General features: G+C 45.6%; 27 protein-coding genes. 15 read left to right on the forward strand and 12 right to left on the reverse strand.

Annotation, left to right across the window (positions count from 1 at the left end; genetic code table 11):
- Positions 1 to 4: 4 nt before the first annotated feature.
- From ADH68_RS13200 to ADH68_RS13215, 3 genes are all read left to right on the forward strand, one after another.
- Entirely contained in the window at positions 5 to 874 is an 870-nt protein-coding gene (locus ADH68_RS13200; RefSeq protein ID WP_133165672.1) for a hypothetical protein, read from the forward strand.
- Entirely contained in the window at positions 871 to 1,524 is a 654-nt protein-coding gene (locus ADH68_RS13205; RefSeq protein ID WP_068960419.1) for a hypothetical protein, read from the forward strand. Before ADH68_RS13200 ends, ADH68_RS13205 begins: the two co-directional genes overlap by 4 nt.
- 421 nt (positions 1,525 to 1,945) lie before the next feature.
- On the forward strand, positions 1,946 to 2,881 hold the full coding sequence (locus ADH68_RS13215) for a hypothetical protein (RefSeq protein WP_107033549.1): 936 nt from the start codon (positions 1,946 to 1,948) through the stop codon (positions 2,879 to 2,881).
- Positions 2,882 to 3,069: 188 nt separating this feature from the next.
- Here ADH68_RS13215 and ADH68_RS13220 read toward each other — a convergent pair whose 3' ends face one another.
- The 8 genes from ADH68_RS13220 to ADH68_RS13255 form a co-directional block, all read right to left on the reverse strand.
- Positions 3,070 to 3,822: a hypothetical protein gene (locus ADH68_RS13220; protein ID WP_016564623.1), complete on the reverse strand. Its 753-nt coding sequence runs from the start codon at positions 3,820 to 3,822 to the stop codon at positions 3,070 to 3,072.
- Positions 3,823 to 3,824: 2 nt separating this feature from the next.
- A complete protein-coding gene (locus ADH68_RS13225) occupies positions 3,825 to 4,781 on the reverse strand; it encodes a relaxase/mobilization nuclease domain-containing protein (RefSeq protein WP_084273972.1) in 957 nt (318 codons plus the stop codon).
- Positions 4,762 to 5,148, reverse strand: a complete 387-nt coding sequence (locus ADH68_RS13230) for a plasmid mobilization protein (RefSeq protein ID WP_133165674.1) — start codon at positions 5,146 to 5,148, stop codon at positions 4,762 to 4,764. Before ADH68_RS13230 ends, ADH68_RS13225 begins: the two co-directional genes overlap by 20 nt.
- A 185-nt stretch (positions 5,149 to 5,333) precedes the next feature.
- Complete coding sequence (locus ADH68_RS13235) at positions 5,334 to 5,750, reverse strand: DUF3408 domain-containing protein (protein ID WP_161953072.1); 417 nt, start codon at positions 5,748 to 5,750, stop codon at positions 5,334 to 5,336.
- A 95-nt stretch (positions 5,751 to 5,845) separates the two neighbouring features.
- Positions 5,846 to 6,928, reverse strand: a complete 1,083-nt coding sequence (locus tag ADH68_RS13240; RefSeq protein WP_068960413.1) for a DUF6371 domain-containing protein — start codon at positions 6,926 to 6,928, stop codon at positions 5,846 to 5,848.
- Between the two features lie 85 nt (positions 6,929 to 7,013).
- Positions 7,014 to 8,393 (reverse strand): DUF3987 domain-containing protein, encoded by a 1,380-nt coding sequence (locus ADH68_RS13245; RefSeq protein ID WP_068960412.1) that lies wholly within the window; start codon positions 8,391 to 8,393, stop codon positions 7,014 to 7,016.
- Positions 8,374 to 8,703, reverse strand: coding sequence for a helix-turn-helix domain-containing protein (locus ADH68_RS13250; protein ID WP_068960411.1), 330 nt, complete (start codon positions 8,701 to 8,703; stop codon positions 8,374 to 8,376). Before ADH68_RS13250 ends, ADH68_RS13245 begins: the two co-directional genes overlap by 20 nt.
- A gap of 396 nt (positions 8,704 to 9,099) precedes the next feature.
- Positions 9,100 to 10,089, reverse strand: coding sequence for a DUF6043 family protein (locus ADH68_RS13255; RefSeq protein ID WP_068960410.1), 990 nt, complete (start codon positions 10,087 to 10,089; stop codon positions 9,100 to 9,102).
- Positions 10,090 to 10,614: 525 nt separating this feature from the next.
- Here ADH68_RS13255 and ADH68_RS13260 point away from each other — a divergent pair.
- Positions 10,615 to 11,967: a phage integrase SAM-like domain-containing protein gene (locus ADH68_RS13260; RefSeq protein WP_068960409.1), complete on the forward strand. Its 1,353-nt coding sequence runs from the start codon at positions 10,615 to 10,617 to the stop codon at positions 11,965 to 11,967.
- A gap of 199 nt (positions 11,968 to 12,166) precedes the next feature.
- Here the strand turns inward: ADH68_RS13260 and ADH68_RS13265 are convergent, their stop codons facing one another.
- Together ADH68_RS13265 and ADH68_RS13270 are read right to left on the reverse strand one after the other, a co-directional pair.
- Positions 12,167 to 12,985: a hypothetical protein gene (locus ADH68_RS13265; protein WP_068960408.1), complete on the reverse strand. Its 819-nt coding sequence runs from the start codon at positions 12,983 to 12,985 to the stop codon at positions 12,167 to 12,169.
- On the reverse strand, positions 12,982 to 13,359 hold the full coding sequence (locus ADH68_RS13270; protein ID WP_157755902.1) for a Panacea domain-containing protein: 378 nt from the start codon (positions 13,357 to 13,359) through the stop codon (positions 12,982 to 12,984). The genes ADH68_RS13265 and ADH68_RS13270 overlap by 4 nt, the downstream gene beginning before the upstream one ends.
- Positions 13,360 to 13,686: 327 nt before the next feature.
- Between ADH68_RS13270 and ADH68_RS13275 the strand changes: the two genes are divergently transcribed.
- From ADH68_RS13275 to ADH68_RS13310, 8 genes are all read left to right on the forward strand, one after another.
- Positions 13,687 to 14,814 (forward strand): hypothetical protein, encoded by a 1,128-nt coding sequence (locus tag ADH68_RS13275; protein ID WP_068960406.1) that lies wholly within the window; start codon positions 13,687 to 13,689, stop codon positions 14,812 to 14,814.
- 238 nt (positions 14,815 to 15,052) lie between these two features.
- Positions 15,053 to 15,382 (forward strand): DUF3853 family protein, encoded by a 330-nt coding sequence (locus tag ADH68_RS13280; protein ID WP_068960405.1) that lies wholly within the window; start codon positions 15,053 to 15,055, stop codon positions 15,380 to 15,382.
- Positions 15,379 to 16,422 carry an AAA family ATPase gene (locus ADH68_RS13285; protein WP_068960404.1) on the forward strand — a complete coding sequence of 348 codons (1,044 nt, stop codon included), beginning with the start codon at positions 15,379 to 15,381 and terminating at the stop codon, positions 16,420 to 16,422. The genes ADH68_RS13280 and ADH68_RS13285 overlap by 4 nt, the downstream gene beginning before the upstream one ends.
- Before the next feature lie 86 nt (positions 16,423 to 16,508).
- On the forward strand, positions 16,509 to 17,396 hold the full coding sequence (locus ADH68_RS13290; protein WP_068960403.1) for a toprim domain-containing protein: 888 nt from the start codon (positions 16,509 to 16,511) through the stop codon (positions 17,394 to 17,396).
- Positions 17,383 to 17,862, forward strand: coding sequence for a DUF3408 domain-containing protein (locus ADH68_RS13295; RefSeq protein ID WP_068960402.1), 480 nt, complete (start codon positions 17,383 to 17,385; stop codon positions 17,860 to 17,862). The genes ADH68_RS13290 and ADH68_RS13295 overlap by 14 nt, the downstream gene beginning before the upstream one ends.
- A gap of 183 nt (positions 17,863 to 18,045) precedes the next feature.
- Entirely contained in the window at positions 18,046 to 18,432 is a 387-nt protein-coding gene (locus ADH68_RS13300) for a plasmid mobilization protein (RefSeq protein WP_068960401.1), read from the forward strand.
- Positions 18,413 to 19,369 (forward strand): relaxase/mobilization nuclease domain-containing protein, encoded by a 957-nt coding sequence (locus tag ADH68_RS13305; RefSeq protein ID WP_068960400.1) that lies wholly within the window; start codon positions 18,413 to 18,415, stop codon positions 19,367 to 19,369. The genes ADH68_RS13300 and ADH68_RS13305 overlap by 20 nt, the downstream gene beginning before the upstream one ends.
- A gap of 2 nt (positions 19,370 to 19,371) precedes the next feature.
- A complete protein-coding gene (locus ADH68_RS13310) occupies positions 19,372 to 20,115 on the forward strand; it encodes a hypothetical protein (RefSeq protein WP_068960399.1) in 744 nt (247 codons plus the stop codon).
- A 288-nt stretch (positions 20,116 to 20,403) separates the two neighbouring features.
- Here ADH68_RS13310 and ADH68_RS13315 read toward each other — a convergent pair whose 3' ends face one another.
- Positions 20,404 to 20,943, reverse strand: a complete 540-nt coding sequence (locus ADH68_RS13315; protein WP_068960398.1) for an outer membrane beta-barrel protein — start codon at positions 20,941 to 20,943, stop codon at positions 20,404 to 20,406.
- Complete coding sequence (locus ADH68_RS13320) at positions 20,906 to 22,441, reverse strand: TonB-dependent receptor plug domain-containing protein (RefSeq protein ID WP_068960397.1); 1,536 nt, start codon at positions 22,439 to 22,441, stop codon at positions 20,906 to 20,908. Before ADH68_RS13320 ends, ADH68_RS13315 begins: the two co-directional genes overlap by 38 nt.
- A gap of 152 nt (positions 22,442 to 22,593) precedes the next feature.
- Here ADH68_RS13320 and ADH68_RS13325 point away from each other — a divergent pair, with 152 nt between their 5' ends.
- From ADH68_RS13325 to ADH68_RS13335, 3 genes are read left to right on the forward strand one after another with little or no spacing between them, the layout of a single operon-like run.
- On the forward strand, positions 22,594 to 24,012 hold the full coding sequence (locus ADH68_RS13325; protein ID WP_068960396.1) for a sensor histidine kinase: 1,419 nt from the start codon (positions 22,594 to 22,596) through the stop codon (positions 24,010 to 24,012).
- The gene (locus ADH68_RS13330; protein ID WP_068960395.1) at positions 24,002 to 24,682 is read left to right on the forward strand and encodes a response regulator transcription factor; all 681 of its coding nucleotides are present in this window, start codon (positions 24,002 to 24,004) and stop codon (positions 24,680 to 24,682) included. The genes ADH68_RS13325 and ADH68_RS13330 overlap by 11 nt, the downstream gene beginning before the upstream one ends.
- Positions 24,683 to 24,690: 8 nt before the next feature.
- Complete coding sequence (locus ADH68_RS13335) at positions 24,691 to 25,482, forward strand: hypothetical protein (RefSeq protein WP_133165676.1); 792 nt, start codon at positions 24,691 to 24,693, stop codon at positions 25,480 to 25,482.
- Positions 25,483 to 25,861: the final 379 nt, after the last annotated feature.

Below are 25,861 nucleotides of genomic sequence, written 5' to 3' on the forward strand. Positions count from 1 at the left end.
TGTTATGAAAAATTTGATTGGTATTACGCTCCTAACGATTATTATATCTTCTTTAATTATTGCATGCAACGGAGGAAATAAATCCGGCGACATCACAAAGCTGCAAAAGATAGGAGATTCTGAAACTGAAAATATCGCTGATGTTATCAGAGGCCGGATAATCGAAGATACCGTTATCGGGCACTGGACTATCAAAGCGACCAAAGATTCCAATGATATTGTAGTTGGGCGACATGACTGGGCAGTGAAAGATTCCTCCGTCTTTCTGACCCTATTCTATGACCGAAATATTGTGTACTCCGACAAGGAAATACGGACGAAAGATGTGGTCGGCAGCGAGGGTGAATATATCATGCAATGGGGCGGTGAAGTTTTTTGGGTATCGGATTCAGCTATCTACTTATCGTTTGGCTGCTTCCTCCCTGACACGGACGACGGCTGGAATATGCTGTATCAAATTTTACCGGATGGCAAATCCAACATCATTGTTATAGATGTATATATGGGTATTGATGGCTTTGATGTAGTGGCTGACTTTATGGCTCTGTATCTGAACGAAAGAGCAGTTGGTGCATCATCGGCCGACTTGAAAAGACTGTATGAGCAGTATTGCTCCAAGGAGCTTGCCGAAGAACTATCTGCGGCGACTTTCCCGATCGTTTCGGATAATACCGACTTTCGGCACGCCTATAAGACAATTCAAATAGAACCTCAAGACGGCTTTACGGGACTTCCGTTGGAAAAGTATTCATTCGAGGTTAAATTCAAGCCTTACCACAACGATGATAACGTGACAGACATCCTGTACATGGAAGTTGACGGGACCACAAATAAGATTATAAAAATAGATAGCGGTGAAAGAAAAGTGATATGACAAACAAAGAATTATTTTTAACCGTAGTTGATCGGCTAAAGGCTGAGCTTTTTCTCAATGGATTTAAGTTTCGCAAACGTGACTACTCTTTTATTCAACAAGAGCAAGGCTTACGGCGGCATATCGAATTGGACCATTGGACCAAAGACGGAGTGCTTATCGTCTATCCTATCTATATGGTTCGTTTTGATATCCTGTTAAAATGGTTTGAGCCATATAACGTCAAATCACGGCAGGACCGGCAGGACAATCCTTCTGTTGGATTTACCGGAAATATGCTTGGCAGACAGGATAAGTTTATGATTTCAGAAGCCAATCTGGAGCGCGATTACTCAAAACTCTGTGGCACGCTTGCCGACTGTTCCGGCATAGTCTTTCAATCATACACGTCCTTACGTGATATGTTTGACCGCGAGATTATACCCAGATTGGAGGGTAAGAGGGCGTTACCAGATGTCGGAGCAGACTGGGCGTTTAAGTATCTTACTCTAACACGCATTGTGTCACCTGAAGATTATCCGGCAGTCAAAGAATTAGTCTTGGCGCAAGTCCAAAAAATGGCTAATAGGCATGAGCCAAATGTAATCGACTACTTCTCACGTCTTGATGAGATAATCAGCGTTATGGAGCAGACTTTTCCAACAAAATAAGTGCATACAATCTTGTCACATCTATCGGAGTTGACAGTAATTCCGTTTTTAAACGACAGATTCTTAAATAATCTCAAAATGATATGTTTATACGGTCATGGTTCGGCTCGGCGATTAGACATATCGGAGCCGGGCTTCGGTATGGGTGTCTGCGGCTGTTTCATCGCGGGCAGAAAGTGTCATACAGGCAAATCCGCTATGGTTCGGAAGATTTTAATAACATAGACCATGCTGACAACAACCTTGTCAATGGATTTCTCGGCTTACTTGTTTTAGCAGTGGTTCTGATTCTAATAGCTAAATAAATCTTGATAGGGATGTAGCTGCGTGTAATAAAAATTGACATATGAGATTCACCAATTTTATCATAATCATATTAGTTCTGTCAGGTTGTTCCCATGTGAAGCCCGATAGCACATTTATGGATGGTATCCCACAATTAGGATTTACAATTAGTTATGCTTGTTTCTTAAATCAAAACAACGGAATCATAATTGGCAGGCATCAAGAATATAATGACTCTATATCAACTCAATATCGTAATTCCATTGAAATATATATGTCATCAAATAAAGGTGCCCAATGGTTGCTAAAATCAAAATTCTACTTTGATGATCTTACACATATTGGAAATACTATTAAAAGTGATTCCTACTTATTAACGCCTCTATTTTCGCAAAGTGGAGATGCCTACTTATTGCGAATAACGTATGCTCCAGAATATTCGGCAAAATTAACTTCTACTGGTCAAACAAGATTTTATCCTATTGCTTTCAAAAATAATCTGCTTTATTCGGTAGCAGATTTTAAGGATGAGCATAATCTGATAACGATGGATTCCTCATATTATGTCATAAATAGTGTTCCATCTCCTTCTCTATCCCAAAGCCTTTTGGGGAAAGATGAGATGATTGCAATAAAACGATACGTTAGAAACAATAATGTGTTTGTTCTTGATAAAAACGGACAATGGGGCATATCTACATGTCCGGTATCACCTGAATTCATTGCAGAACTTGAGGATGGGATATGTATTTCCGGAATTACTGAATCTAATGGAGTGGAAGTTTATTTTTATAATCAATCCATACATAATCCGCTACTTATATATTCGTCTAACGATTATACGTTTGTAAAAGAGCTTATAACCGACAAAGAGGATACTATTATTTTGGTTTTAGGATATACATCGGGAATATTCATGAAGTACAAGCTCGTGATTAGTAATAATTCAGGAAAAGATTGGGAAACCTTTGATATCCCTAACAGTGAATTATATGCAGCATGTTCCATTTATGGAAATAGTATCTATTTGTTTCTCACGAACAATTGCTTGATACAATACCGAATCAGCTAAAGAATGATTATAATGATTGTTTCTTACGAATGAAATCTAACAGCAAAATATATAGGTTCTTCTTTGGGCTGCGAAGTGATACACATATGCCTTTGGGGATACTGATGTCTCTTGCTGCTATATCCCATAGCTCAGAATAATAAAAATGCCACCGACAACTGTGGAACTGTCGATGGCATTGATAGTGATTATAGATTTGAGGGATAGAAGTATATGAAAGTGGTATCGGCGTTGGTTCGCTGTTCGTGGTGGCGAATCAGCGATTTCAGGCTGTCAACTTCATGAGATGTCCCATGGAGCATCTGACGCTCACGGTGCATTACTACATTCAGGTCACGGTTGAGTCCGCGCTCGTAGCGATAGAGCCATTCGACATCTTTCAGCTTGGAGTTTTCGTTGAGCATATAGAAGAAGCCGTAACCGAAGCCTCCGGCGGCGAGAACAGCGACTGCGAAAACAATATATACCCACCTGGGGATTGCCGCCCATATAGCACCGTTGACAAGATTGTATAAGCGGTGCATGACGGTATCTGCCGCAGCATCCAATTTGTCATAACGGATGGTCATCGCCTTCTCCGATGCTTTGTCCGCCGCCTCTTGTGCGATTTTTCTTATCTGTTCATTGCTGATAGCCGCTGGCGAAGGCTCGGCTGCTGACTGCTTCGGCAAGACAGTTGTATACAGTTGCGTTATTGCATTTGTCATGACCTCCGTATTCCTTTCGATAGCGTCATCGACCAGATCCGATATATTTTCGGTGGTTGCGATGTTGTCGGGAATTGACACCGTTACATTCGGCATCGGCGCGTCCGAATTTGTCGGTGTCGCCATCGCTTGAGTTTCCAGAGTCTCGATGCGGGTGTCGTGGCCAGTTACTTTCTTTTGCAGGTCGTCAATCTGCTCTCCTTGTTTTTTGACGTCATCGTAGAGTTTTGACATGTTCAGATTTTTCTTGATTTGCGTTTACGTTTGGCTTCCTCTTTCTTGATTGCGTTCTGGAACGCCTGTTCCTCCGGGTCGAAGCCGGGTCCGAGAGTGAACAGATTTCCGATTGCACCGACTGTGGCTTCCATCATGTCCCCGATAAGAGAGGTCTTTTGAGACGGAGCATATTCCACGGTTACGTTGGGTTGCTTAGTCGCATTATCTGACTGCTGATGCCCGTGCTTGCGGTTGAACTCAAAGAGATTATTGAGTCGGCGATATGTGAAAGCCGGGTCGATTTTGGAGCCGTTCAACGTAATATCGCCATCGGAAAATTTCACACCGATATGCTCGCCGGTGTTGTGGTCATCGTGAAATTTCACGTCAATTCCGGCACAGGCGAGACGGCGGCAGAATTCATCCCACGACTTACAGCCGTATATGGCAGCGGAAATCTTTGTCTTGAACACGGGCTTTTTCTGTTCGTATTTCTCCTTGAGAGGTGAATATGTAAGCCCGTATTTGTCTTTCAGAGCCTTGACAACCTTGTCGCTCCGCTTGTAATTATTTCGCTCGTTGACGGCTTTGCCATGAAGATTCACACGGTTATAGACGATGTGGAAATGCGGATGTTCGGTTTCAAGATGACGCACGATAAGGTATTGTGTGTCCTTGAATCCCATTCCGTCCAGATATTCTTTGGCGAGTTGAGCCATGAATTCATCGGTAAGCCGGGGAGCGTCGGCATTGTCAAAACTGATGGAGATATGCCCCGCCGGATTCTCCTTGCCAGGCATAAATCCGTGTATCGTCTCAAAGGATTGCACAATCTTGGCATAGTCGGAGGTGAAAACATTATCGCTTCCGATGATGCGCCATGTGTCGGGCGTGTATTCTTTCGGGTCGTGAAACTGTCGTGTCACGTACCCCACGACATCGTGAAACGTGCCGATTTTAAGGATTCTTGCAAACATAGTCGGTCTCCTTGTTGGGTCTTAATTTTTTGAGAATGTCAAACATCCAGTCTACGACAGCCGCTAATTTATTTGCCGCGCTGCGGAGTTTGAGCTGATGAAAACAGGTCATCGCCTGATTGAAATCGGAACTGAGATTGAGTATTCCTCTGGCTATTTCCTTTTCAATCTCGGTAAGGCGGCTGACGATTGTGAGCCGGAACGCTCCGTGGCGGACATACTCTGCCAGTTTTACACCGGCAGCTTTCGACCGCTTTTTGAGGTCGGCATGTTCGGCATCAGTCAGCTTGATTGTCACCACGTGGGTGCGCTTCTCGTCGGTCGGTTTAGAGGGGCGACCGCCCTTTCTTGTGGGTGATTTACTCATTGTGGTCATTATGATGGGTTATGTGAATTGGGGAGGCAAAGAGCGTTTTTCAACGCGCAGTTTAGGGAGGCGTTTTTCGGAGAAAAAGGAATCCCGAAACATATCCTTGCCTTCCCAATTCACTACGTTCATCGGGAAGCTGCCCCACGGTGTACCGGGTGCAGTGGTATCCCGAAATAATTATCTCATAGTTTGCGCCAAACTTCGATGTCCGGGGAGTAGGCTCGCAGGTGGTCGGAGAGGACAGCGTTGATGTAGCTGCCGACAGTCGTGTCGCGGTCGCCGAGGATACGGGCGATGCGTTCGAGCTTCGCCCATACGCTGTCCTCGATGTTGACCGGATGACGCTTCATCAGCTTTGACGGTGTAAGGAACGTGGCCTTGAAATCGGCATAATCCGATTTGCGCTGTTGCTTGCCGATGCGCTGTTGTTTCGGCGGCTCGGTTGTGGCGGTCACAGATGTTGCCTCGGTTGCTGTCTGCTCGTTGTCAAACAGATTGTCGGCGTTGGCAGGAGTAGTGTTGTTAACAGCGTTATCGCTGTTGATTGTGGTGGTCGCGTTGATAGCGATGGTGGAGTTGATAGAGTTATCTGATTTCATTGTAACTTCGGGGTTAGAGGTTGATACTTTGGATTTGGTCGCATCTGTCAACTTGGTTGACTTGGATGCGGTTGTTGACGGAGATTTTTTCGCAATCATTGTTTTTCAGTGTTTGAGGGTTTGTGAATAGCATCAGTATCCGGGTCATACCGTTCGACTGACACGAGAGTGAGTTGCAGGTCATCAATGAGTTTCTGCAAAATCGGATTTCGGCGTATCATAGATTGCAGCACAGCTTGGTCAGGCTCGATTTGCAGGAGATAGTCAGCTATGTCAAGTCCTGCTGTTCGCTCGTTATCAGTGGCAATTTCTTCAAGATAGTTGAAGGTGCTTGCCTCGATACCGAGATTGCGGAGCAAACTCAGTTTCTGCCGCCACTGGTCGGTTGCGCCGATGTCGGGATACAGAATAACTTGATGACCTTTGAGAACACGGAGTGCATCAGAATTGAAGCATCCGTTTTTACCGCTGGAAGCGAGCCACACATATTCGGGCAGATAGTACGATGCCACAAGTGCGGTCTTCTCGCTCTCGACGATGGCAACAGGTTTGCCTCTGTTCATCGGCAACAGGTGTTCTCCGAAGAAACACTGACGCAGATTGAAATCGGGCAGTCGGAGCAACGAGTGAACCCATGTAACATGGTTGAACGGTTCCTTCACGCGCTTGCCAGTCTCGGCATCGTAGAGCATTACCTTTCCGGTACGGACACTGCCGTTGATGTCGGTCTGCCAGAACACGCATGACCCCGGCCAGTGCTTCGATGTGCCGACGCGGTAATCCTTTATCAGTCGGAGAGCATCCTCGGCTCCGAACCTGGAGCGGAGGAACAGATAGAGATTGTTTTTCTCATAGCCGTGCAGAGTCTGTGAAACAGTCTCTGACGCGATAAAAGATGTTGGTTTTCGCTGCTCGGTCGATTTGGCTCGCCATGCTGACGGAGTGGCGAAAGCGGAGCGCAAGGGCTTCGCCTCCGGATTACGCTCAAAATAATCCTTCGGCGTCAAGTGGTAACCGCAACTCTGTTCATGGTCGCATCTTCCGACATCATCAGGAAACGAGATTTGTTTCTCGGTGTCGATGTAGCGGCTGAAACAGCGTTTTTTGTGGCAGGCAGGGCAAGTGTGCCGTGTCGCCGCTCCCTTATAGGGCTGGAGAATGAATCGGTGTGCGTTCATAGATTCTCAAAGAAATATGCTTGCATTTTCTGCGTAACCCGCATTTTGGAGATAGAAAATGCGGAAAATGCAGAAAGCGCAGGTGTCAAAGTTTGGAATAATGCCCATGCTTCTCACGTTGGAAATAATTGCCTAATGATACCGACCGTTTGAGAAAGTCCTGAAACGTGCGCCCCGGCATACCGTTCTCCTTTGCTACAGCTATCCCTTCCTCGGTCGTGAAACAGTCAGGGAGAGCGGCGATGATGGCTCTCTGTTGCTCGGTCAGCGACATTTCGCTGATGATGCCATGTACTTTTCTGGCGGTGGATTTGAAATAATCCACGAGCGATATGGCATTTTCTACGGATAAAAGGTCTATTTCTGTCCTGTCGGCTTCGCCGCAGGCCCATCTCGCCATCTGCAATATCAGGCAGAACCGAATTGCATGGAAATCGAACTTGTTGTAAACTCCTTTAAGCGCGTCACATTCCTCGCGGTTACATTCCTCGGTGTTCCGACGCTGCCATTCGTAGAGTCTTGTCTTCGCATCCGGCGCAAAGGGTAGGATGTTAGCTATGACATTTCCGTCTGTATCCGTTTCGTATGGAATAGCGACGAGCCTTTCTATTATCTCCGCCCATTCCGCTTCTATATCGAAAGTTGGCTCTTTGTCGCTCCACGGCTGTTTGTCCTGATTGTGGGGCATGACAAACAGCAAGCGGTCGATAAAACCGTTTGATGTGCGGCTTCCCTGCGCAAGTTCGTTGAGAATACCGTTCTGGATAGTCCCCACCACCGAGATGAAAGGGCGGCTGATATATACCGAATTCTTCACTCCTTTGCGGTCAGAGAATGATGGATTTGCGTTGAACAGCTTTAGCCAGTATTCTTCATCAGAACCTTTGTTGTATCGGTTGAAGTTCTTGAACCAGCCCGCGAGTTCATCATTCCACATACAGATGCCGCGCAGATTCTGCGAGTGGATAAGCAACATCGCTTCGGGTGTCGCATCTGAAATCAGGAACCGTTTGCATACAGGGGCGACGGGATGCGGCTCTGAGCGTTCCTTTATCGGTAACTCGCGCTGACGCTCGTATTCCTCACACGCCTTGACATAGGCGCGTGTCGCCACACCGTCCAGCTCTGTGAACGGTCTGATGGCAAAATTCAGCGGATGTGACTTGCAGGCTCCCGGTCTTCCGACAAGAGCCATGAAAAGTATGGCACTCTCGTCCCATTTCCCTTTGAGCCGTGCGAAATGGGTATTTCCTATACCAAGTCCTATAGCCACGAGCATAGCCCCGGCAAGATAATCCACCGGATAGCCGTAACAGTCGTGCGCTTCCATGACGATTCTCTGAATCTTAATCGGCAACGCGCCCAGAGGGAAATCCCCGCCACGGATTTTCACGCTCATATCAACGGCTTTGCCGAGAACGAGCATCGGGTCAACTGATTTCTGGTTAGATGTGTTCTTTTCCATACTTATCGAGAATAGTGTTAATGGCCGATGTCCTATAGAAGACTTTGCCGCCGACAAGGGTGGCTTCAAGATATTTACTCCTGCGCCAATTTCGGAGAGTATTGGAGCAGACTCCAAGGATTCTCATCACCTCCAAGCGGGGAATGAGAGGATCCTGATCCACGGGCTTATGTGCCGGAAGAATCTCCTCCTTGAATTTATCCACTACACGTTCTGCCGTGTGTTCGACAATTTCAAAGAGGTGTGCCAGAGGGAGCGTGATAGAAAGTCCGGTCAGCTCCTCGGGCGAGAGATTTGAAAAATCAATCATCTTTTATTCCTCGCGTCGTCTGTGTTATTTTTTTCATCGGACACCGACAACAATTAAATGCCCGACGGTCGCCGCGCGGAAAGCGAAATAATGAATGGAACTGATGGCATCGGGTGACCGGTCTTTACCCTTAGCAATATCAATTCCGACATTCGCTTTTGCGTTTTGACGGTGCGAAGTAAGCATATTTGTTTGCTTTCTCCAAATTTATAACACTGATACACAGCGTGTTAAGTTCGCTTTAATTCGTTGCGAAGTAAAACGAAGAATTTTGTGGATTTTATGCTGGATAGAAGGCTGTCGAAATAGCGTCAGAGCATGAAAAAAGAAACGGGGAGTCACTCGACGTTATGTCGGATGACTCCCGGTTATAATATTATAATATAATGTGTGCTGTCAGTATGAATACATATAGTCGGCGACATTGAGGCGTTCCCGCAACTCGTTGTAATCAACAATGTGTTCGGGTCGCTCGAAAGTAAGAATAGATTTCTGCCGATATTCCGTAGGTTCAAGATAATCTTTCAATGCACCCTGAATCCATCGGTGTCCCGGAATCTCTATATTCTTCTTGTCCTTATATCTCACAACGAGTGCGGCATGAAATTCAGTGACGGTTGTCCTCACCATAGCCCGACCTTTGTCAAGAACGAGATACAGCATCGCCAGATCGCGCCCGCTCTGACGGAGGTTTACATGTTCGTCGATAGAATCGAAAAGATACTCATCACCGTTGGGCAGCAGTTCTTCAAGCGTCCGGCGTTTCTTCTGTTTGCCGGTGATAGGTTTCTTCTCGGAGGTTTCTTTCATTGTCGCTTTCGTATCTGTCGGCAATGATTTGAATTTAGATACCACACTTGCAGTGACTGTCGGGGTCTCTCCGATTTCATCAAGTTCTTCCACAAACTTGACCCAGTCTGCCTCCGTCCTTGCCTTTATCGAAATGCTACGGTTGATAATGACCTTAATGTTTACACGCGCGAGGCGACGTAAAAGAAAATTCAATTTAGGATTGCGGATCATTTCCTCTCCATATTCTACCATACACTCGAAACTGCGGCCAAAGAAAAGCCAACATAGCATGGCCGGCACATTACTGTCGGGCAGCTGGGCAAAGAAGTGTAGGGATAATTTGGAGATAATTCCTTCCTCCTTGAGCATGGTCTCCAGATCTTCTATCCCTTCGGAGCGGTCATTCTTCAGATACAATACGAGTTCCTTTTCAAATCTTGGAATCATCATACACGCTTCTGCAAATACCACATCGAACCCCTTGCCATCGCGGTTGTGCATCAAGTCGGAGAAATCGCAATATTCCTGATAGTGGGTGCGCTGCCATTCTTTCAGCAGCTCTTTGGTAAGCCTTTTAGTGTCCTCTTTATTCATTCAGGGGGCATTAACAGTGAAACAAAATATTACATCACCATTGAAAACGCTTCCCCAAAAGAAAAGTTCAGTGAATGCGTATTGGGGGGAGAATCTGCCCGAATAAAGAAAAGACCACTATTTTTAACAAAATTTTCTTGTCCACCCCGCTCTAAAACTCAAATTCGTGGACAATTTGCGGACAAATATACAAAACAAAAAAATCTCTATTTACCTAATTTATAGATAAGTAGAGATTTTTAGAGGTGGTCCCACTTGGGCTTGAACCAAGGACTCCCTGATTATGAGTAGGTGGAAGGCGTGATTTTGAACGAAACCGTATGAAACTTTGTTAATAATATACAGATTGATTATCAGATATTTGCAAGTACAAAACAATCTTTGTAATTTTGTGCGAGACCTCTTGAAACTCGCGAGTTGTGTTCAAAATGTGTTCAAACCCCATTTGCTGAACACGCTCCCTGATTGTTTTATTGGATCTGGCAGGTCTGATAAAAACTTGAACACAACTTTGAACACATCAATATGAATAAGGCTCTCTTCAGCGACGAATCCCGGAGATTCGCAGGGGCGACGGTGTATATCATTCTCGCTCCTGATAATAGATATAAATTCGACACAGGCAAATCTGTGCCGTTGACAGTCTGCGTCACCCATCAGCGGGCGAGAAGATATTTCTCAACCGGATATAAGGTGTCATCAATGAAAGAATACGAGGCTCTGTTCTCAAAATCTAATACCGCCATCGAAACTCGAAAAGAACTTCGCAAGATGTTTGATCGGGTATGCGCCAAAGCTGATGAGCTTATCTTGCTCAATCGCTTCTCTGTAGCCGACTTGAAAAGCTATCTCGACAAGTCGGAAGGGAAAGTGACAGAAAAAACGATGAGAGCAGATGATACTTTTTCTTATTGGGCAGCTCTTGGAGCATCGAAAGAAAAAGTAAAGACCCGCGCTATGTATTCTTCCGCGCTTGACTGGTTCAAACTGTTCCGCAAGGATAAACCTATTTCTCTCAGTGCTGTCGATACCGCCATAATTACACGCTTCGCCAAATGGCTTGATGAACAGAAAGCGCGAAACGGCACAGATCAGCCGCTTTCTTTGGACACGCGAATGGTAATTCTTCGCGCCACTCGTGCTGTGTTCAATCAGGCATATAAAGACGGACACACCACTATGGTTCCCAATTTCAAAGGTCTTATTCATGCAGGCAACCGTCGCCGCTTGAATGCCTTGACTGTGGAAGAAGTATTGAGGTTGTGGGAATATTGGCTTGCTGCACCTGATAAGCAATCGAAGTATGCCCGTGCCGTTGGGCGCTCGCTACTTCTTTATTGTCTGAATGGTATGAATACTATAGATATGGCTAAACTCGTCTGGACAGAGAAGGCGGCAGTCTCGCAGAAATTTCCGCAATTTGTTTTCATCCGATCTAAGATTGACAGGGCAAACAAACCTATCGGCAAGCAGCTTGATGAAACATCAGTACCCATAATTCCGCAGTTACGGCAATTGCTTGATGTGTATGCATCACCATATAGTCCCGGTGAACTGGTTTTCCCTGATATTTTTCTTAATGCCGTCACTGATGAACAGAAAGCAATCCGTGTTCACGACTTTAACCGCCGCATCTCAAAGAACATAAAGGACGTATGCGAATCTCTCGGAATCCAAAGTGTCACTCCCCAGTATGCCCGCAACTCGTTTATCTCGGCATTGGCGCATCATGGGGTCATGACCGCTTACATAGACTATGCGGTAGGTCATGCCACATCGGAGGTGTCTGCACTCCTTGCAGGTTATATATCCAATGTAACACCCGCTATGATGCAGGCTTTCAACGAGAAAATCTTCATAGTGCCACCAATTTTATGAAGCTTCATCCAAAAAAAATGTCATGAATGTCGGTTTATCGTAGTACGTATCCCCCCAATATGCCTATTTATCGTAGTTTGACATACTAAAATTTGCGGGTTTACCGAAGTTTGATCTTTATAGCCAATACATGGCTGGTAAACGAAAAAAGAGCGGTCAAGGCCGCTCTTTTTATTGTAGACTGAATTCAATTGCAACTTCAGACAAAATCTTCAGTAACATTGAAATTTTCGTAGAAATCCTCTCTGGCTTTGAGGAGCGAATCGATGTCCGCGCACAAGAATGTGCAGTTGAAGTCATAGATTGGCTGAAGTGCTGACATTGCCATATCTTCACGGAGTCCCATCATATTCTTGTAATGATTCACCAAATGGCGGTCGGAAGTGGAGTCGGCTGCAAAGAGATATAAGAATTCACAACCAGTGAGGCTTCTTATCTTTTCAACAATGCCAACAATCACATGCCAGAACATAGTGGATCCTATTCTGTTTTTTGCTGAGAACCCGTATGTCTGCCATTTATTCCGGTAAGCTTCATTGACACAAAAGTGGGTCAATTCTATAGAAGGAAAAGATTTGGCGACCTGCTTATTGGTAGGCATTGAGTCGAATTTACCCAATAATCGTTCGATGTCTTCCTTTGCTTCCTTGAGTTTCGTCTTGATTTCTTCTATATACTCCTTTACCACAGCTTGATCGCCTCTTTGTTCAAGTTCCATAAGCTTTATTTTATGGTTCTTGAATTTTTCAAATTTCTTCAATTCCTCAAATTCTGAGTAAAGGAGCCCACACTTGATTGAAAAATAACAGAGGATTTCGCCGTCTTCATTCCTAACTGCATAGCATGCACACCTGTTCTCAGCATCGTCATCAAATGCATTTCCTACAAGATAGTCAACCAAATTCTCGTTTTTGGAGTTCTCAAAGTCACTGACTTCTCTGAGCAATGAATCGTCTTCTTTCAATCGCGTGACGCTGAATGAATTCAGAATGTCTAATTGATCTTTGGTAATTTTCATTGGGGACACATGAATCGTCTGTACTTGATGACCCTGGCATCATACTCTATATCGGAAGTCTCAATTTCCACAGGGTATGAACCGACCTCTTTATCTTTGGCCTTTTGCCAACAAGTCTCGCCGTGAGAAATATTGCTCAATGTCCAAGACCCCATCCCTGCATATCTCCTTAATGTGTCTTCAAGAACAGGAATATATTCTGAGTCTGCTGATAACGATTGAACCTGACGATCCCAGTGTGTTTTTCTGAGACAGCGCATGACTGGTCCGTATTTCCACGCTTCAAATTTGTCAAGAAACATAGGTTTCCCCAATAGGACAAAACTTTCCCTCTGGGTGAAATAAAGCAATTTATGGAGCTTCATTTCATCCATAGTACTACCTGATTCTTGCTCGTATCGCTGAAGCAGATACTTTGCTGCTGTCCTAACATCAATCATTTTGTAAGGGAGTTCTGATTTCTTAATCTGCAAAGATAAAACAAATTTCTCAGACTTTTACACCTTCGACTTAAAGGTTTAACTTTTTTTAGCATAATAACACTTCAGTATTTTAATTCCTTTCAATTAGACTTTCTGTGAACACTCCTGATATATTAGTTGTTTGAGTTACTGAGTGCTAAAATTTCATAACGTTTCAACAAGTATTGTTAAGAAAGATTGGCATTCATATTCATCAGCCCGTTAAATACCACCCCGCCAATGCCAAACTATACGACCTTACGCGATGTTGTGCCAATATTGGAAGATTTGAGGCAGCTTACGAAAGTTCCGCTGGTAGCCAAACAGGATACAATTTTATACAAGCGAATTGCCGAAGCCACCAGCAAACTATGTTCTATTGATATCGAAAACGCTATCATCGAATCTCACGCCTCTGGAGAAATCGGAAAGGTACAAGCTGACCAAACCCGAAATTACTGTGCCGAGATTGCAACAAGGCTACTTACATTCTGGAGTGTATTCCATACGTTGGACCGTGAACGTAAGAATAAATCCAAGGCAGACATGATAGACGGGTACGAAAGCAACCACTTCCTAAAAGACGTGGAGATTTTCTATATCTGTGCAGCTCATTATGAGTACGCACTAAAGGCTTGCCACAAAATCCCGGTGCCTGACGACTGGACGATAGATAAATACAAACAGGAAATCGAGCAATTCCATATGTCCGAAACCCGTGAAGGATGGCTTGAAAAGAAACGGGAGTTCCTTAAGAAATTACAGGAAAGCGTTGAATATGACGAATTTCTGTTGAAGCCATCATTCGATGTGTACCATGAGTTGCGAAGTGTCTGTCGTAGAATTTTCATCACGGTGGAGCGATACTTTCCGCCATGTGAAATTCGGTTACATCCGAAATGTAAAGAAACCTTTATCCAAAAGATGCAGGTTCCCAATGGTAGTTATCCGGCACCTGAACAACCTGTAAAACAGAATCAGACAAATACGAAATCATGCCGACAATGGGAAGAAGATCTGTTCCCTATGTTACTTGTTTCGGAGTTATACGAAGTTTGTTCTGATGTTTTCGACAGCACCGAGACTCAGTTCCATTCATCGCTCAATCTCCATGGTAAGCATGAACCTATAAAGATACGACCAAAACAGAAAATCAAGGCGTGTTATCTCATATCGAAATTATACGAGATTGTTCCGGCCAAGCATAAAGCAGCGTGGCGCGAGGATATTCTCGCTCATCTTGATATTCAGTGGAGCTACTATGAAAAGAAGTATTGTCATCCACGCGGCGATGATGCCAGTGTGTCAAGCAGAGAGTATGCTGATGAGATTGACAGAATCCTCAAAAATCATAAAAAGCGAGCATGAGAGTCCTTGCAACTTAAAGATACCACTCGCGCACCACTTTCACCACTTGAAATTCCACTTTTGAAACCTCATGATACTACCCGTTAGAGTTTGATACTCTGGCGGGTAGCTTTGCTATATACATATTCATACACCACATACACACCACTCATGGCCGGCAGTAATTTTGCAGTGTCCGGGAGTTACTCGGATGCGCCCTACAAGAGGGCGGTAAGTACAACTCTAAACAACACTGCGTATGACAAAAGACCAGTTACTCAAACTTCCTCTCTGGCAGTACACCGGAGAACAATTTTTAGAATTACTTGACTCTCATTTTGTCAAGACTCCACCCGCACCCACAAGCGTAACCTCTGACGAAAATGTTGCCACCACAGCAAAGCGTTGGCTCGTTTATGGAATCAAAGGACTATGCGACCTTCTCCAGTGCAGCAAGGCTACTGCACACCGTATCAAGAACAGTGGCGTAATCAAAGATGCCATTACACAATCAGGCAGAAAAATCGTCATAGACGCCCAGAAAGCACTCGACCTTATGCAGGCTTATAAGGAAGGAGGTGAAAAGTGAGCGAAGTAAAGCAAGACATCCTCCGACTCTGGGAGGAGAAGCAGTTGAGAATCACTGATGAGATTCAGACTGCGCCGGAGGTGCTGTATGCCAATGGCAGCGTTATCGGCACACTTGGTAACTTCTCGGCATCCACCGGAAAGGCGAAAAGCAAAAAGACCTTTAATGTAGCTGCCATTGTCGGTGCTTCGCTCGTCAACGGCAAGGTGCTGGGCTATACCGTCGAGTTTCCTGACGACAAGCGCACAATCCTCTATTTCGACACCGAGCAAAGTCCGTATCACTGTCAGAAGGTCATGGAGCGCGCTCTGCGACTGGCAAAACTGCCGACCGACACCCATCCGGAGAATCTGAAATTCGCGGCCCTGCGTCAGCTTACACCCTCGTTGCGCCTTGAGGTTATCGAACAGGCCATCATCAATACTCCCGGCGTTGGTCTGGTAATCATCGATGGTGTGCGCGACCTGATGTATGACATCAACTGCGCCAAGGAGTCCACCGACCTTATTGGCAAGCTGATGGAATGGACTGACAAATTCCAGATACATATACACACCGTCCTGCATCTCAACAAGAGCGATGACAATGCCCGTGGCCATGTAGGTACCGAGCTGAACAACAAGGCTGAAACCGTCCTTCAGGTGAGCCGCAGTAAAACAGATGATACCGTGTCTGAGGTCTGCGCCGCCATGATACGCGCCGCCGAGTTCGACCCGTTTGCATTCCGTATCAATGACTACGGTCTGCCGGAGATAGCCAGCGGATATGTGTTCACCGAACCGGGCAAGAAAGCCAAAGATCCGTATCCCTACAAGGAGTTGACCGAGGAACAGCACCGCGAAGCGTTGGCGGTAGTTTTCGTCAACGGCCCGATAAAAGGTTGTCGCAATTTCGAGGCGGCATTGAAAGCCGGATATGCCGCCTGCGGACACTCGTATTCCAACAATAAGGTCAAGGGCTTAAAGACCTTTCTTGACAACAAAGGCATGATTCGCTATGAGAACCGCGAGTATATCTACAATCCGGATTTCTACTATTGAGAAACACAATTCTGGTTTGGTTTAGCAAAGGGCATATATAATAGGACCTGAACCACGAACCAGCTCACCCAAACATTTTAGAACTCATGATAAAAGAGATTAAATCAATCCCTTTAGCCACCTTCTTGTCTCAACTCGGACATGAACCGACGGCAAGAAAAGGAACGAGGCTATGGTATAAGTCGCCATTGCGACAGGAACATACGCCGTCGTTTAAGGTGGAAACCACGCTCAATTGCTGGTATGATTTCGGACTTGGCAGAGGCGGCAACATCATTGACCTTGCAACCGAGATATATCGGTCAACCGACCTGCGCTATCTCATGCGTTGCATCGCTGACAGTTGTCCGGTGCCATCGGTGCAGACAGTCGCTTCCTCTTATCCCCAGCGACACTCTGCGCCGAGCATGGAGCGATTTGAGGTCGTGCCACTGGAACACCGCGCACTTGTCGCATACCTCCAAGAGCGTGGCATTCCGGCACACATCGCCAAAGCGAAATGCAAGGAGGCTCACTACAACGTTAACGGCAGATTTTATTTTGCCGTGGCATTCGAGAATGTCAGCGGTGGCCGGGAACTGCGCAACCGATATTTCAAAGGTTGCCGGGGTCGCAAGGACATCTCATATCTGCCGTGGGCGAGAGATGGCCCGTCAAAAGAGTGTGCCGTGTTCGAGGGGTTTATTGATTATCTCTCCGCACTCACACTCGGCATAATCAGCGGAGCCGACGCAATCATACTCAACTCGGTTGTCAATACCAACAAGGCTGTGCCATATCTCAAAGGCTACACCACCATCAACTACTATCTTGACAACGACACTGCCGGACGAACAGCACTCACCGAGCTGACAGCCATATATGGCTCTGCGGTGATTGACCGCTCCATACTATACTCCGAGTTCAACGACTTGAATGAGTATCTCACAAATCAAAGTTTCACCAAAAACACACTATCCAATGAAAACAAATAAATCCACCGCATCCAAGTCAACCGAGTTGACCGATGCACCCGAATCCAAAGTATCAACCATCAAATCACAAATTATTATGCAACCGGATAATTCAATCAACTCAACCATCCCTGTCAATCCTGTTAACAGCGACAACGCTGTTAACAGCACCAATCCTACCAATACAGACAATCTGTTCGACAACGAGCAGACGGCAACCGATACTACCGAGCAGCCCAAGCAACAGCGCGTGGGCAAGCAGCAGCGCAAATTGGATTACGCCGAGTTCAAGGCTACCTATCTCACACCTGCAAAACTGATGAAGCGTCATCAGGTCAACATAGAGGACAGCGTATGGGCGAAGCTCGAACGCATCGCCCGCATCCTCGGTGACCGTGACACCACCGTCGGCAGCTACATCAATGCTGTCCTTTTGGAGCATCTCAATCTCTATGCCGACGACATCGAAATATGGCGTAAACTCTGAGATAATAATGTCGGGGGACCACTGCACCCGGTACACCGTGGGGCAGCTTCCCGATGAACGTAGTGAATTGGGAAGGCAAGGATATGTTTCGGGATTTCTTTTTCTCCGAAAACGACTCCCAAAACTGCGCAGCATAAGCCGCTCTTTGCCTCCCAATTCAAATAAACCACAACAATGTCTACTATGAGTAAACCTACTGTCAGGAAGGGTGGTCGTCCCTCTAAACCGACCGATGAGAAGCGCACCCATGTGGTTACAATCAAACTGAACGATGCCGAATACTCCGACCTTCTGGAGCGGTCAAAAGCCGCCGGAGTAAAGATGGCGGAGTATGTCAGACACGGCGCGTTCCGGCTCACGATTGTCAGTCGCCTGAGCGGGATTGAACAGGAAATTGCCAGAGGAATACTAAATCTCAGTTCCGATTTCAATCAGGCAATGACCTGTTTTCATCAGCTCAAACTTCGCAGCGCGGCCAATAAATTAGCCGCTGTCGTCGATAAGATGTTTGACATTCTCAAAAAATTAAGACCCAATAAAGAGACTGATTATGTTTGCAAGAATACTTAAAAGCGGCACATTTCACGATGTCGTGGGGTATGTGACGCGCCAATTCCACGACCCGAAAGAGTACACAGCCGACACATGGCGCATCATCGGAAGCGAAAATATTTTCGTCTCCGACTATGCGAAAATGGTACAATCGTTTGAAGCTATACATGGATTTATGCCCGGAAAGGAGAATCCGGCAGGACATATTTCCATCAGTTTTGACAACGCCGATGCGCCTCGCCTGACCGATGAATTCATGGCTCAGCTCGCCAAAGAGTACATGGACGGCATGGGAATCAAGAACACCCAGTATCTTGTCGTGCGCCATCTGGAAACCGGACATCCGCATTTTCATATCGTCTATAATCGTGTGGATATGTTAGGCAAGGCAGTCGACGAGCGCAACAATTTCAGGCGCAGCGACCGTGTTGTAAAGGCTATCAAGGACAAATACGGACTCACATACTCGCCGCTGAAAAAGAAATACGAGGACAAAATTCCGGTATTTAAGGAGCGGATCAGTCAGGCGATTTATGGCTGTAAGTCGTGGGATGAGTTCTCGCGCCGCCTTGCCTGTGCAGGACTTGAGGTAAAATTCCATGATGACCACAACACCGGCATACGCATCGGCGTGAAATTTACAGACGGTGATATAACAGTCAACGGGTCTAAAATCGACCGTGCTTTCACATATCGCCGCCTGAACAACCTCTTTGAGTTTAACCGCAAGCATGGGCAACAACAGTCTGATTACGCTCCGACGCGCCCCAAGGTAACCGTCGAATATACCCCGACGCAAAAGTCCTCACTTGTGGAAGATGTGATTGAAGCCACCGTCGGGGCAATCGGAAATCTGTTCACTCTCGGCCCCGGCTTCGACCCTGAGGAACAGGCGTTTCAAAACGCCATCAAGAAAGAAGAAGCCAAACGTAAACGCAAATCAAGAAGAATCTGAATATGTCAAAGCTATATGATGACGTCAAGAAACAAGGAGAGCAGATTGACGACCTGCAAAAGACAGTTACCAACCACGGCACACGCATCGAGACCCTCGAAACAAAAGCGAAGGCAACGCCGCCGACACAAGCAGTCAATCAAGGACCTATAACGGTGAAATTGCCCGACAACATAGCGACCAATGAAAGCGTCGGCAAACTGATTGATGAGAAACTATCAGAAACCTCAACCAACGGCACACTCAAAAAAGTTATGGAGCAACTGCCGGGTAGCCTGTCGAAAGGAGTTGCGGATGTACTGTCCGACAATCTGGGAGACAAGGTCAAGGACGCTCTTTATGAAGGATTCCGCAGGGAGTTTGCGGATGAGCGAAGAAAGCTCTATGACGTGGTGAACGACATGCGCTACAAAGCCCAGTCGATAATCTGGGGGCAATGGTGGCGTGCTACCCCACATTGGGTCTATGCCATCTTTGTGGTTCTGCTTCTCGCCGCCGGAGGTTTCGGTTATGGATTCTTCTATCAGCTCAACGAAAACTCAAAGCTAAAAGATGTGGAATGGCTCTACCGATACGAAAGGCTTTGGTGGGAAGGCAAGGAACAGGAAGATATGCTCCGCCGAGAAAAAATCTTTGCTGTCGGCACACAACATGAGCAGGATTCAATAAAGAACCGCACCCGCCAGCTCGAAAAATCCCGACACATAGAAGAAACCTTCCTCTATTTCAACCCCACGGAGAAATAGCATTACTCTAATCGTAAGACAGGCAACCCCAACATTTCTGCCGAGGTTGCCTGTCTTTGTCTATTGTATGATTAAGCTGATATTATTTGAACTTGTATAGAAAGAGCGTATCCGCACGTGCAGCATCTGATCGTTGCAGCCCTTTAATTTGGGCATCAGACATTCCTGTTTGACGATATGGTTCATATCCTCGTGTTGTAACAATAACTTTTTTCTCTAAGCTACAAGAGCAAAAAGCCATCAATGTTATTAGTAGTAATAAAATTCTCATAAATCAGTAGTTTAACGCTATTTTCCTGTGCCAAAACGCGATGTGTCAATGTTTGTTTCTTTGGGTTTGAAGCCGTTGAACCGCCAGATGAATGTCAGTTTGAGATTGTGAGACATGTCGCGCACTTTCATCCGGTAATCCTGACCGGCATGGTTGATAGTCATGGTCGGCGACCATTTATTGAAAATGTCATCGGCTTTCAAATCAAGTTCACAGCATCGATTCTTTCCGAACTGCCATTTTACGCCGGCATCGACTTTCCATATACTCGATAAGTCGGCTATACCCTGCAATGATGGCGAGATGTAGCTGAAATCAACGGTCAGTGATACCGGGCAGTTCTGACTGAACTTAAAAGAATTGCTAAATTCACCATAGAATATCCACTTGCTGTTGTCAAAGCCGATGTCATGAAAATGGTCGGCTTTCTCCCGCTGATTGAAAACATTGGCTGTGGCCGTGGCATTCCAGATATATCCTACACCAAAAGGCGCATAAAGATTAAGCCCGACAACGCGCTTATAGTTCATGTTGATGGTCTGATAGATGAGATTCATGGCATCCGGCGATTGGTAAGGAAGCTGCACCGTGGTCTTGTCGCCATATTGGAAATAGAAGGTCGCTACTTATTTTTTGCCTGAGGATATAGTTGAACTGGGCATCATATTGAATATAGGGTTGCAACTGGAGATTACCGACAATTGTCGAGTAGTCGTTAATGTGGCTCGTGCCGCCATGTAGTTCCCAATATGAGGGATATATGCGTTGGGTGTTGAAGTTCAGTTGAAATATGCTTTTGGGTGTTTTGTAGTAAGTCGCCCCGAACTGAGGAATGAAATTCCAGTTGTGCTGATATTTAGTGTAATAATACTCACCCTTTGCCGAAAGATTGAACGACAGTCCCCAGTCGAAAGACCGTTCTGTGCCGACGTAAAAACTCGCCACATCTTCGTTGAGAATATCATCGAAATCGGGATTGTCGGACATTGCGTAGTGTTGTGAACTGTGATCTTTTGAGTGTTGATATTCCGCGCCATAGTTCAGTTGCCACTGTCCAAGCTGATGCTGTTGGTCAATATATGCATGCCAACGGTTAATATCCTGACGGTTTTCAGAGCCAAGAAGGTAGTCTGTGTCCTTAAATAATGACTGTGAGCGGTTTTCGGAATAGCGGGTGTAGTCACCTCCTATTGTCATGCCGAATGGCGCCGTGTAGCGCAGGGCGATATTATGATAGCCGACAGGCGACAGCATGTTGTAGGCATTTGTATAGTTGCCCAAAGTGCCTGATGAGAGACTCCATCTCTTTGAATCGGAGATTATCTGACCGTTGTAAGTGAGTTTGAGCGTTTTCCAAGAAGCGGATGCAAATATGGTATTGCTCCAGTTCTGACCGATTCGGCTCATGTCATCCTCAATCATAGTTCGCTTACCATCATTAAGATGATTCGACCATGTTTCCTCGCGGCTCCAAGACTTGGTGAGCGACAGCCCATAATTCAAATCAAAAGTCAAGTCCTTTATAGCGTATGCGGCTGCAAGTACACCGCCATACGAACCATAATGAGCCTGATTGTATCCGGTTCTGACTTGTCCCTGCAAGCCGTCGAGAGGCGTCGGCGTTTTCAGAACCACGTTGATTACCGCGCCATTTACATGATACTTTGCCGGAGCGGAATACATAATCTCCACGTTTTTCAGTCTGTCAACCGAAGTGTTGTAGAGAAGTTGATAAAGATTCTGGAGCGGCATATTGGTAAGCTCACCATTGAGAATAATGGTGACATTGGAAGCTCCCGCGAGCCAGATCATACCGTTATTGTTTGTGACGCCGGGCATATAGCCAAGGGCTTCAAGAATATTGTTAACCGGTTTGTCCTTGACTATTCCGGGGAGGTCGACTACCATAATTCCGTCCTTACCTTTGACTTGAGGTTTCTCTCCCTTTACAACAACTTCATCGAGCTGTCTGGTAGAAATTGTATCAGTTGCTTCCGTCTGAGCCACAGCCGATATGAACGTAATGAATGAAGCGAATAATATGCCTTTCCTCATAGCTGTTTAGTTTTTGTTTGATGCAAAATTACAGGCATATGGCCTTTGGCAGATAATCCTCAACCTTATTTAGTCTGAAATGCTCCCTTATTTAGTCTTAAATTGAAGTGTTCCTAAACAATTGTGTGACGGATTATTAGTAACTTCGCATTATGAAACGCTTTAAGACTATCTCGACTACGTTTATTGTTGTCATTGCAGTTATTTTCAGCTGTAATGTCTATTATCTCATATCCCTTTACAATTCGATCAGGACAGATGTCGAACGCGATGTAATGACTGCTTTGGCTGATGCTGATATTGACGACCTAATGTATCGGGCAGGGAGGGCGCAGGCATTGGCATCAAATGTACAAATGCAGGAAGACATTGAAGAATATAATGCCCCCAGAAAAGCAGAAGCATCAACATATAAAGATGAAAACGGTCAACTCATATCAGTCCGGACTGAAGCCGACGGAACTGTTATTGAAGAGCGCGCGATGTTATCTGAAAACTCGTCCTATTCCAATCAGATGGTTGATGCTATGAGCCGGCAATTTCACGCTATAATGGATAGATACATCCCTTACGATATGGAGGTTATGGATAGCGTCTTATATAAGAGACTTTCCAATAGGTTCATATATCCGGATTTCCTATGTGTGGAAGTTGTCAACAGTAACGATTCCGTGATTTGCGGCAATCCCAAATTCAACGGAGAATCAGGATTGGATTCATTCAGCTTCAATATCAATCCTGACGAGGGAATATATTACAAGGCATATATGACACCACTGACCCGCCATATCCTATCGCAGATGTTTGGAATCATTATTACGGTATTTCTTCTGATGGTTGCATTCTCTCTGGCGTTTTGGTATCTGTTCCGCACAGTCTCGCGACTGCGCACCATTGAGGAGATGAAAGATGATTTTGTCAGCAATATGACCCATGAATTGAAAACGCCTATTGCCATAGCATATTCAGCCAATGACGCTCTGCTCAATTATGACACAACCAACGACCCCGACAAAAAGACAAAGTATCTGACGATTGCAAACAAGCAACTGAAACGACTTGGCGAACTTGTGGAAAATATCCTTGCAATGAGTATGGAACGTCGAAAGGCTATGAAACTCAGACCGGAAGATATACCGCTGCGTGAGTTTATAGAAGAAATCGCCGCAGCCCAGCGCATGAGAGGCGATAAGGATATAACCATCAATGTTAATATTCCCGAAAATACCACCATTGAGGCAGACATGGCGCACTTGGCAAATGTACTGAACAATCTGATTGACAATGCTATCAAATACTCCAGAGATAGCGTTGAGATAACGATAACCGGCGACAGCCATGACCTTTCGGTAAGAGATAACGGCATCGGCATTCCGTCAAAATCCATTCCCTACCTGTTCAATAAGTTCTACCGCGTTCCGCATGGCAACCGTCAGGATGTCCGTGGCTATGGCATAGGACTATATTATGTAAAGAGTATTCTCGACAAAATGGGCTGGGATATTGAGGCCAAGAGTACAGAAGGTGAAGGTTCGGTGTTCACTATTAAATTCAGCAAAGATGAGCAATAAGATACTGTTTGTAGAAGATGAGGAAGACCTGACGCTGATTGTCGCCGACACTCTGCGCGGGCAAGGCTATGAAGTTGTCACTGCTGTTGATGGCGTAGTCGGACTTGAGAAATTCAAAACCGAAGCTGCCGATATAGTCGTGGCTGATGTCATGATGCCCAAAATGGATGGGTTCACTATGGCGAAGGAGATAAGGAAATTGTCGCCGACAGTGCCATTGCTTTTTCTCACCGCAAAAAGCACAATAGATGATGTTGAGCAAGGTTTTGAAATCGGAGCCAACGACTATCTTAAAAAGCCCTTTGAACTCCGCGAACTGATAGTGCGGATTAAGGCACTATTAAGACGATATGGTAACAATCGCACCGAGGATATCCGGTTTGCAATTGGAGCCTATACTTTTAACGTAACAACCCAGACATTGTCATTTGGCGACAAAGAGACAGAGCTGTCTCACTTTGAAGCCAAGATTCTTGAACGTCTGGCAACCAATATTGGCAAGACTGTCGATGCCTCAGAATTGATGATTGCCGTGTGGCAGCGCGATGAACAAAGCAACCGCAACTCCCTGCATGGCTACATCCACAAACTCCGCCGAGCCCTCCGTCACGATCCATCAATTTCTATCATCAATCAACGTGGGTTCGGCTATATGCTCACCATTAAATGAACCGGACTATGAAAGCTTACATCCTTACATTTGTTATCTGCCTGGCGGCACCGCTGGCGGGTTTCGCACAGCGGGAAGTGCCGGACACAATCAGTCTGCGCTGCGACTCATTGGCTAAATCCATCAATATCGGCGGTTTAGTCAAAAGCGACAATCTGACCTCATACATCGGTCCGACATTTCAATATGCCCCTGAGAACACCCCGCTCGTCGATAATAGTGCTTCAGTTCCTTTAAAACTGAATATCCCCGATTTTACCTTTGCTCCGGGACAAGCTTCAATCTTCCGGTGGACAAATGGGGAATTCATAGCCTCGGGCGGTACTACGGTATATCCGGGACTGATGCAGATTGACAGTGGTGCTCTCCGTGTATTTCATCGATTTGGTAACTTTGACATATATGTTGGAGGGAAAGTTAACAAGTATGGATTTTTCAGAGGCATACACACTCAATACGGAGTGGATGGAAGCATCACATATAATTTATCTCCGACAACCTCATTCACAGCATTTGGCACATACTATTTCGGCAGACCGCCTATGATTGGCGGCGGACTGCCAATGCCACCAGCGATGGTTGGCTACTACGATACGTCTAAATTCGGAGGGTACGTCAACCAATCGTTAGGCGAGCGATTTGGGGTTCTTGTCGGTGGCCAGACCGTCCAACAGGTGTACACCCGGGAATACCGTCCCGAACCAATAGTTACTCCCTACGTCAAAGTAGGCACCGGAAAGAAAAAAGTAGCAATCGGCCTCCCTGTTGGTCAAATTCTACACGGCATACTCACAAGATAGCTATCTGCAACGAGAGTGCAGTTCAGCATTATCTTTTCACAAGTAGATATTCGCTGTTCTTGGTTTGGTTCGGGCTTTATATATGCCCGGATAAACCTAAACCTATATATGGAGACTGGGCAAAAGAAAATGGCTCTCCTTAAATTTTCTTTTTCCTCAGTCATGATTTTGAACACAGGGGCATGAACACAGGTGTATGCCATAGGGACCTGAAATGAGTTGGTGCGGAGTTGTGTTCAGATTTGTGTTCAAGGGAAAAGAAAAAGCAGCTACGAGTTGTTTCGTAACTGCTTGATTTTCAGGAGGTGGTCCCACTTGGGCTTGAACCAAGGACTCCCTGATTATGAGTTATATCCAATAGTGTTTTTCAGCGTTTTTA

This window comes from Muribaculum intestinale (assembly GCF_002201515.1).
Taxonomy (GTDB): Bacteria; Bacteroidota; Bacteroidia; order Bacteroidales; family Muribaculaceae; genus Muribaculum; species Muribaculum intestinale.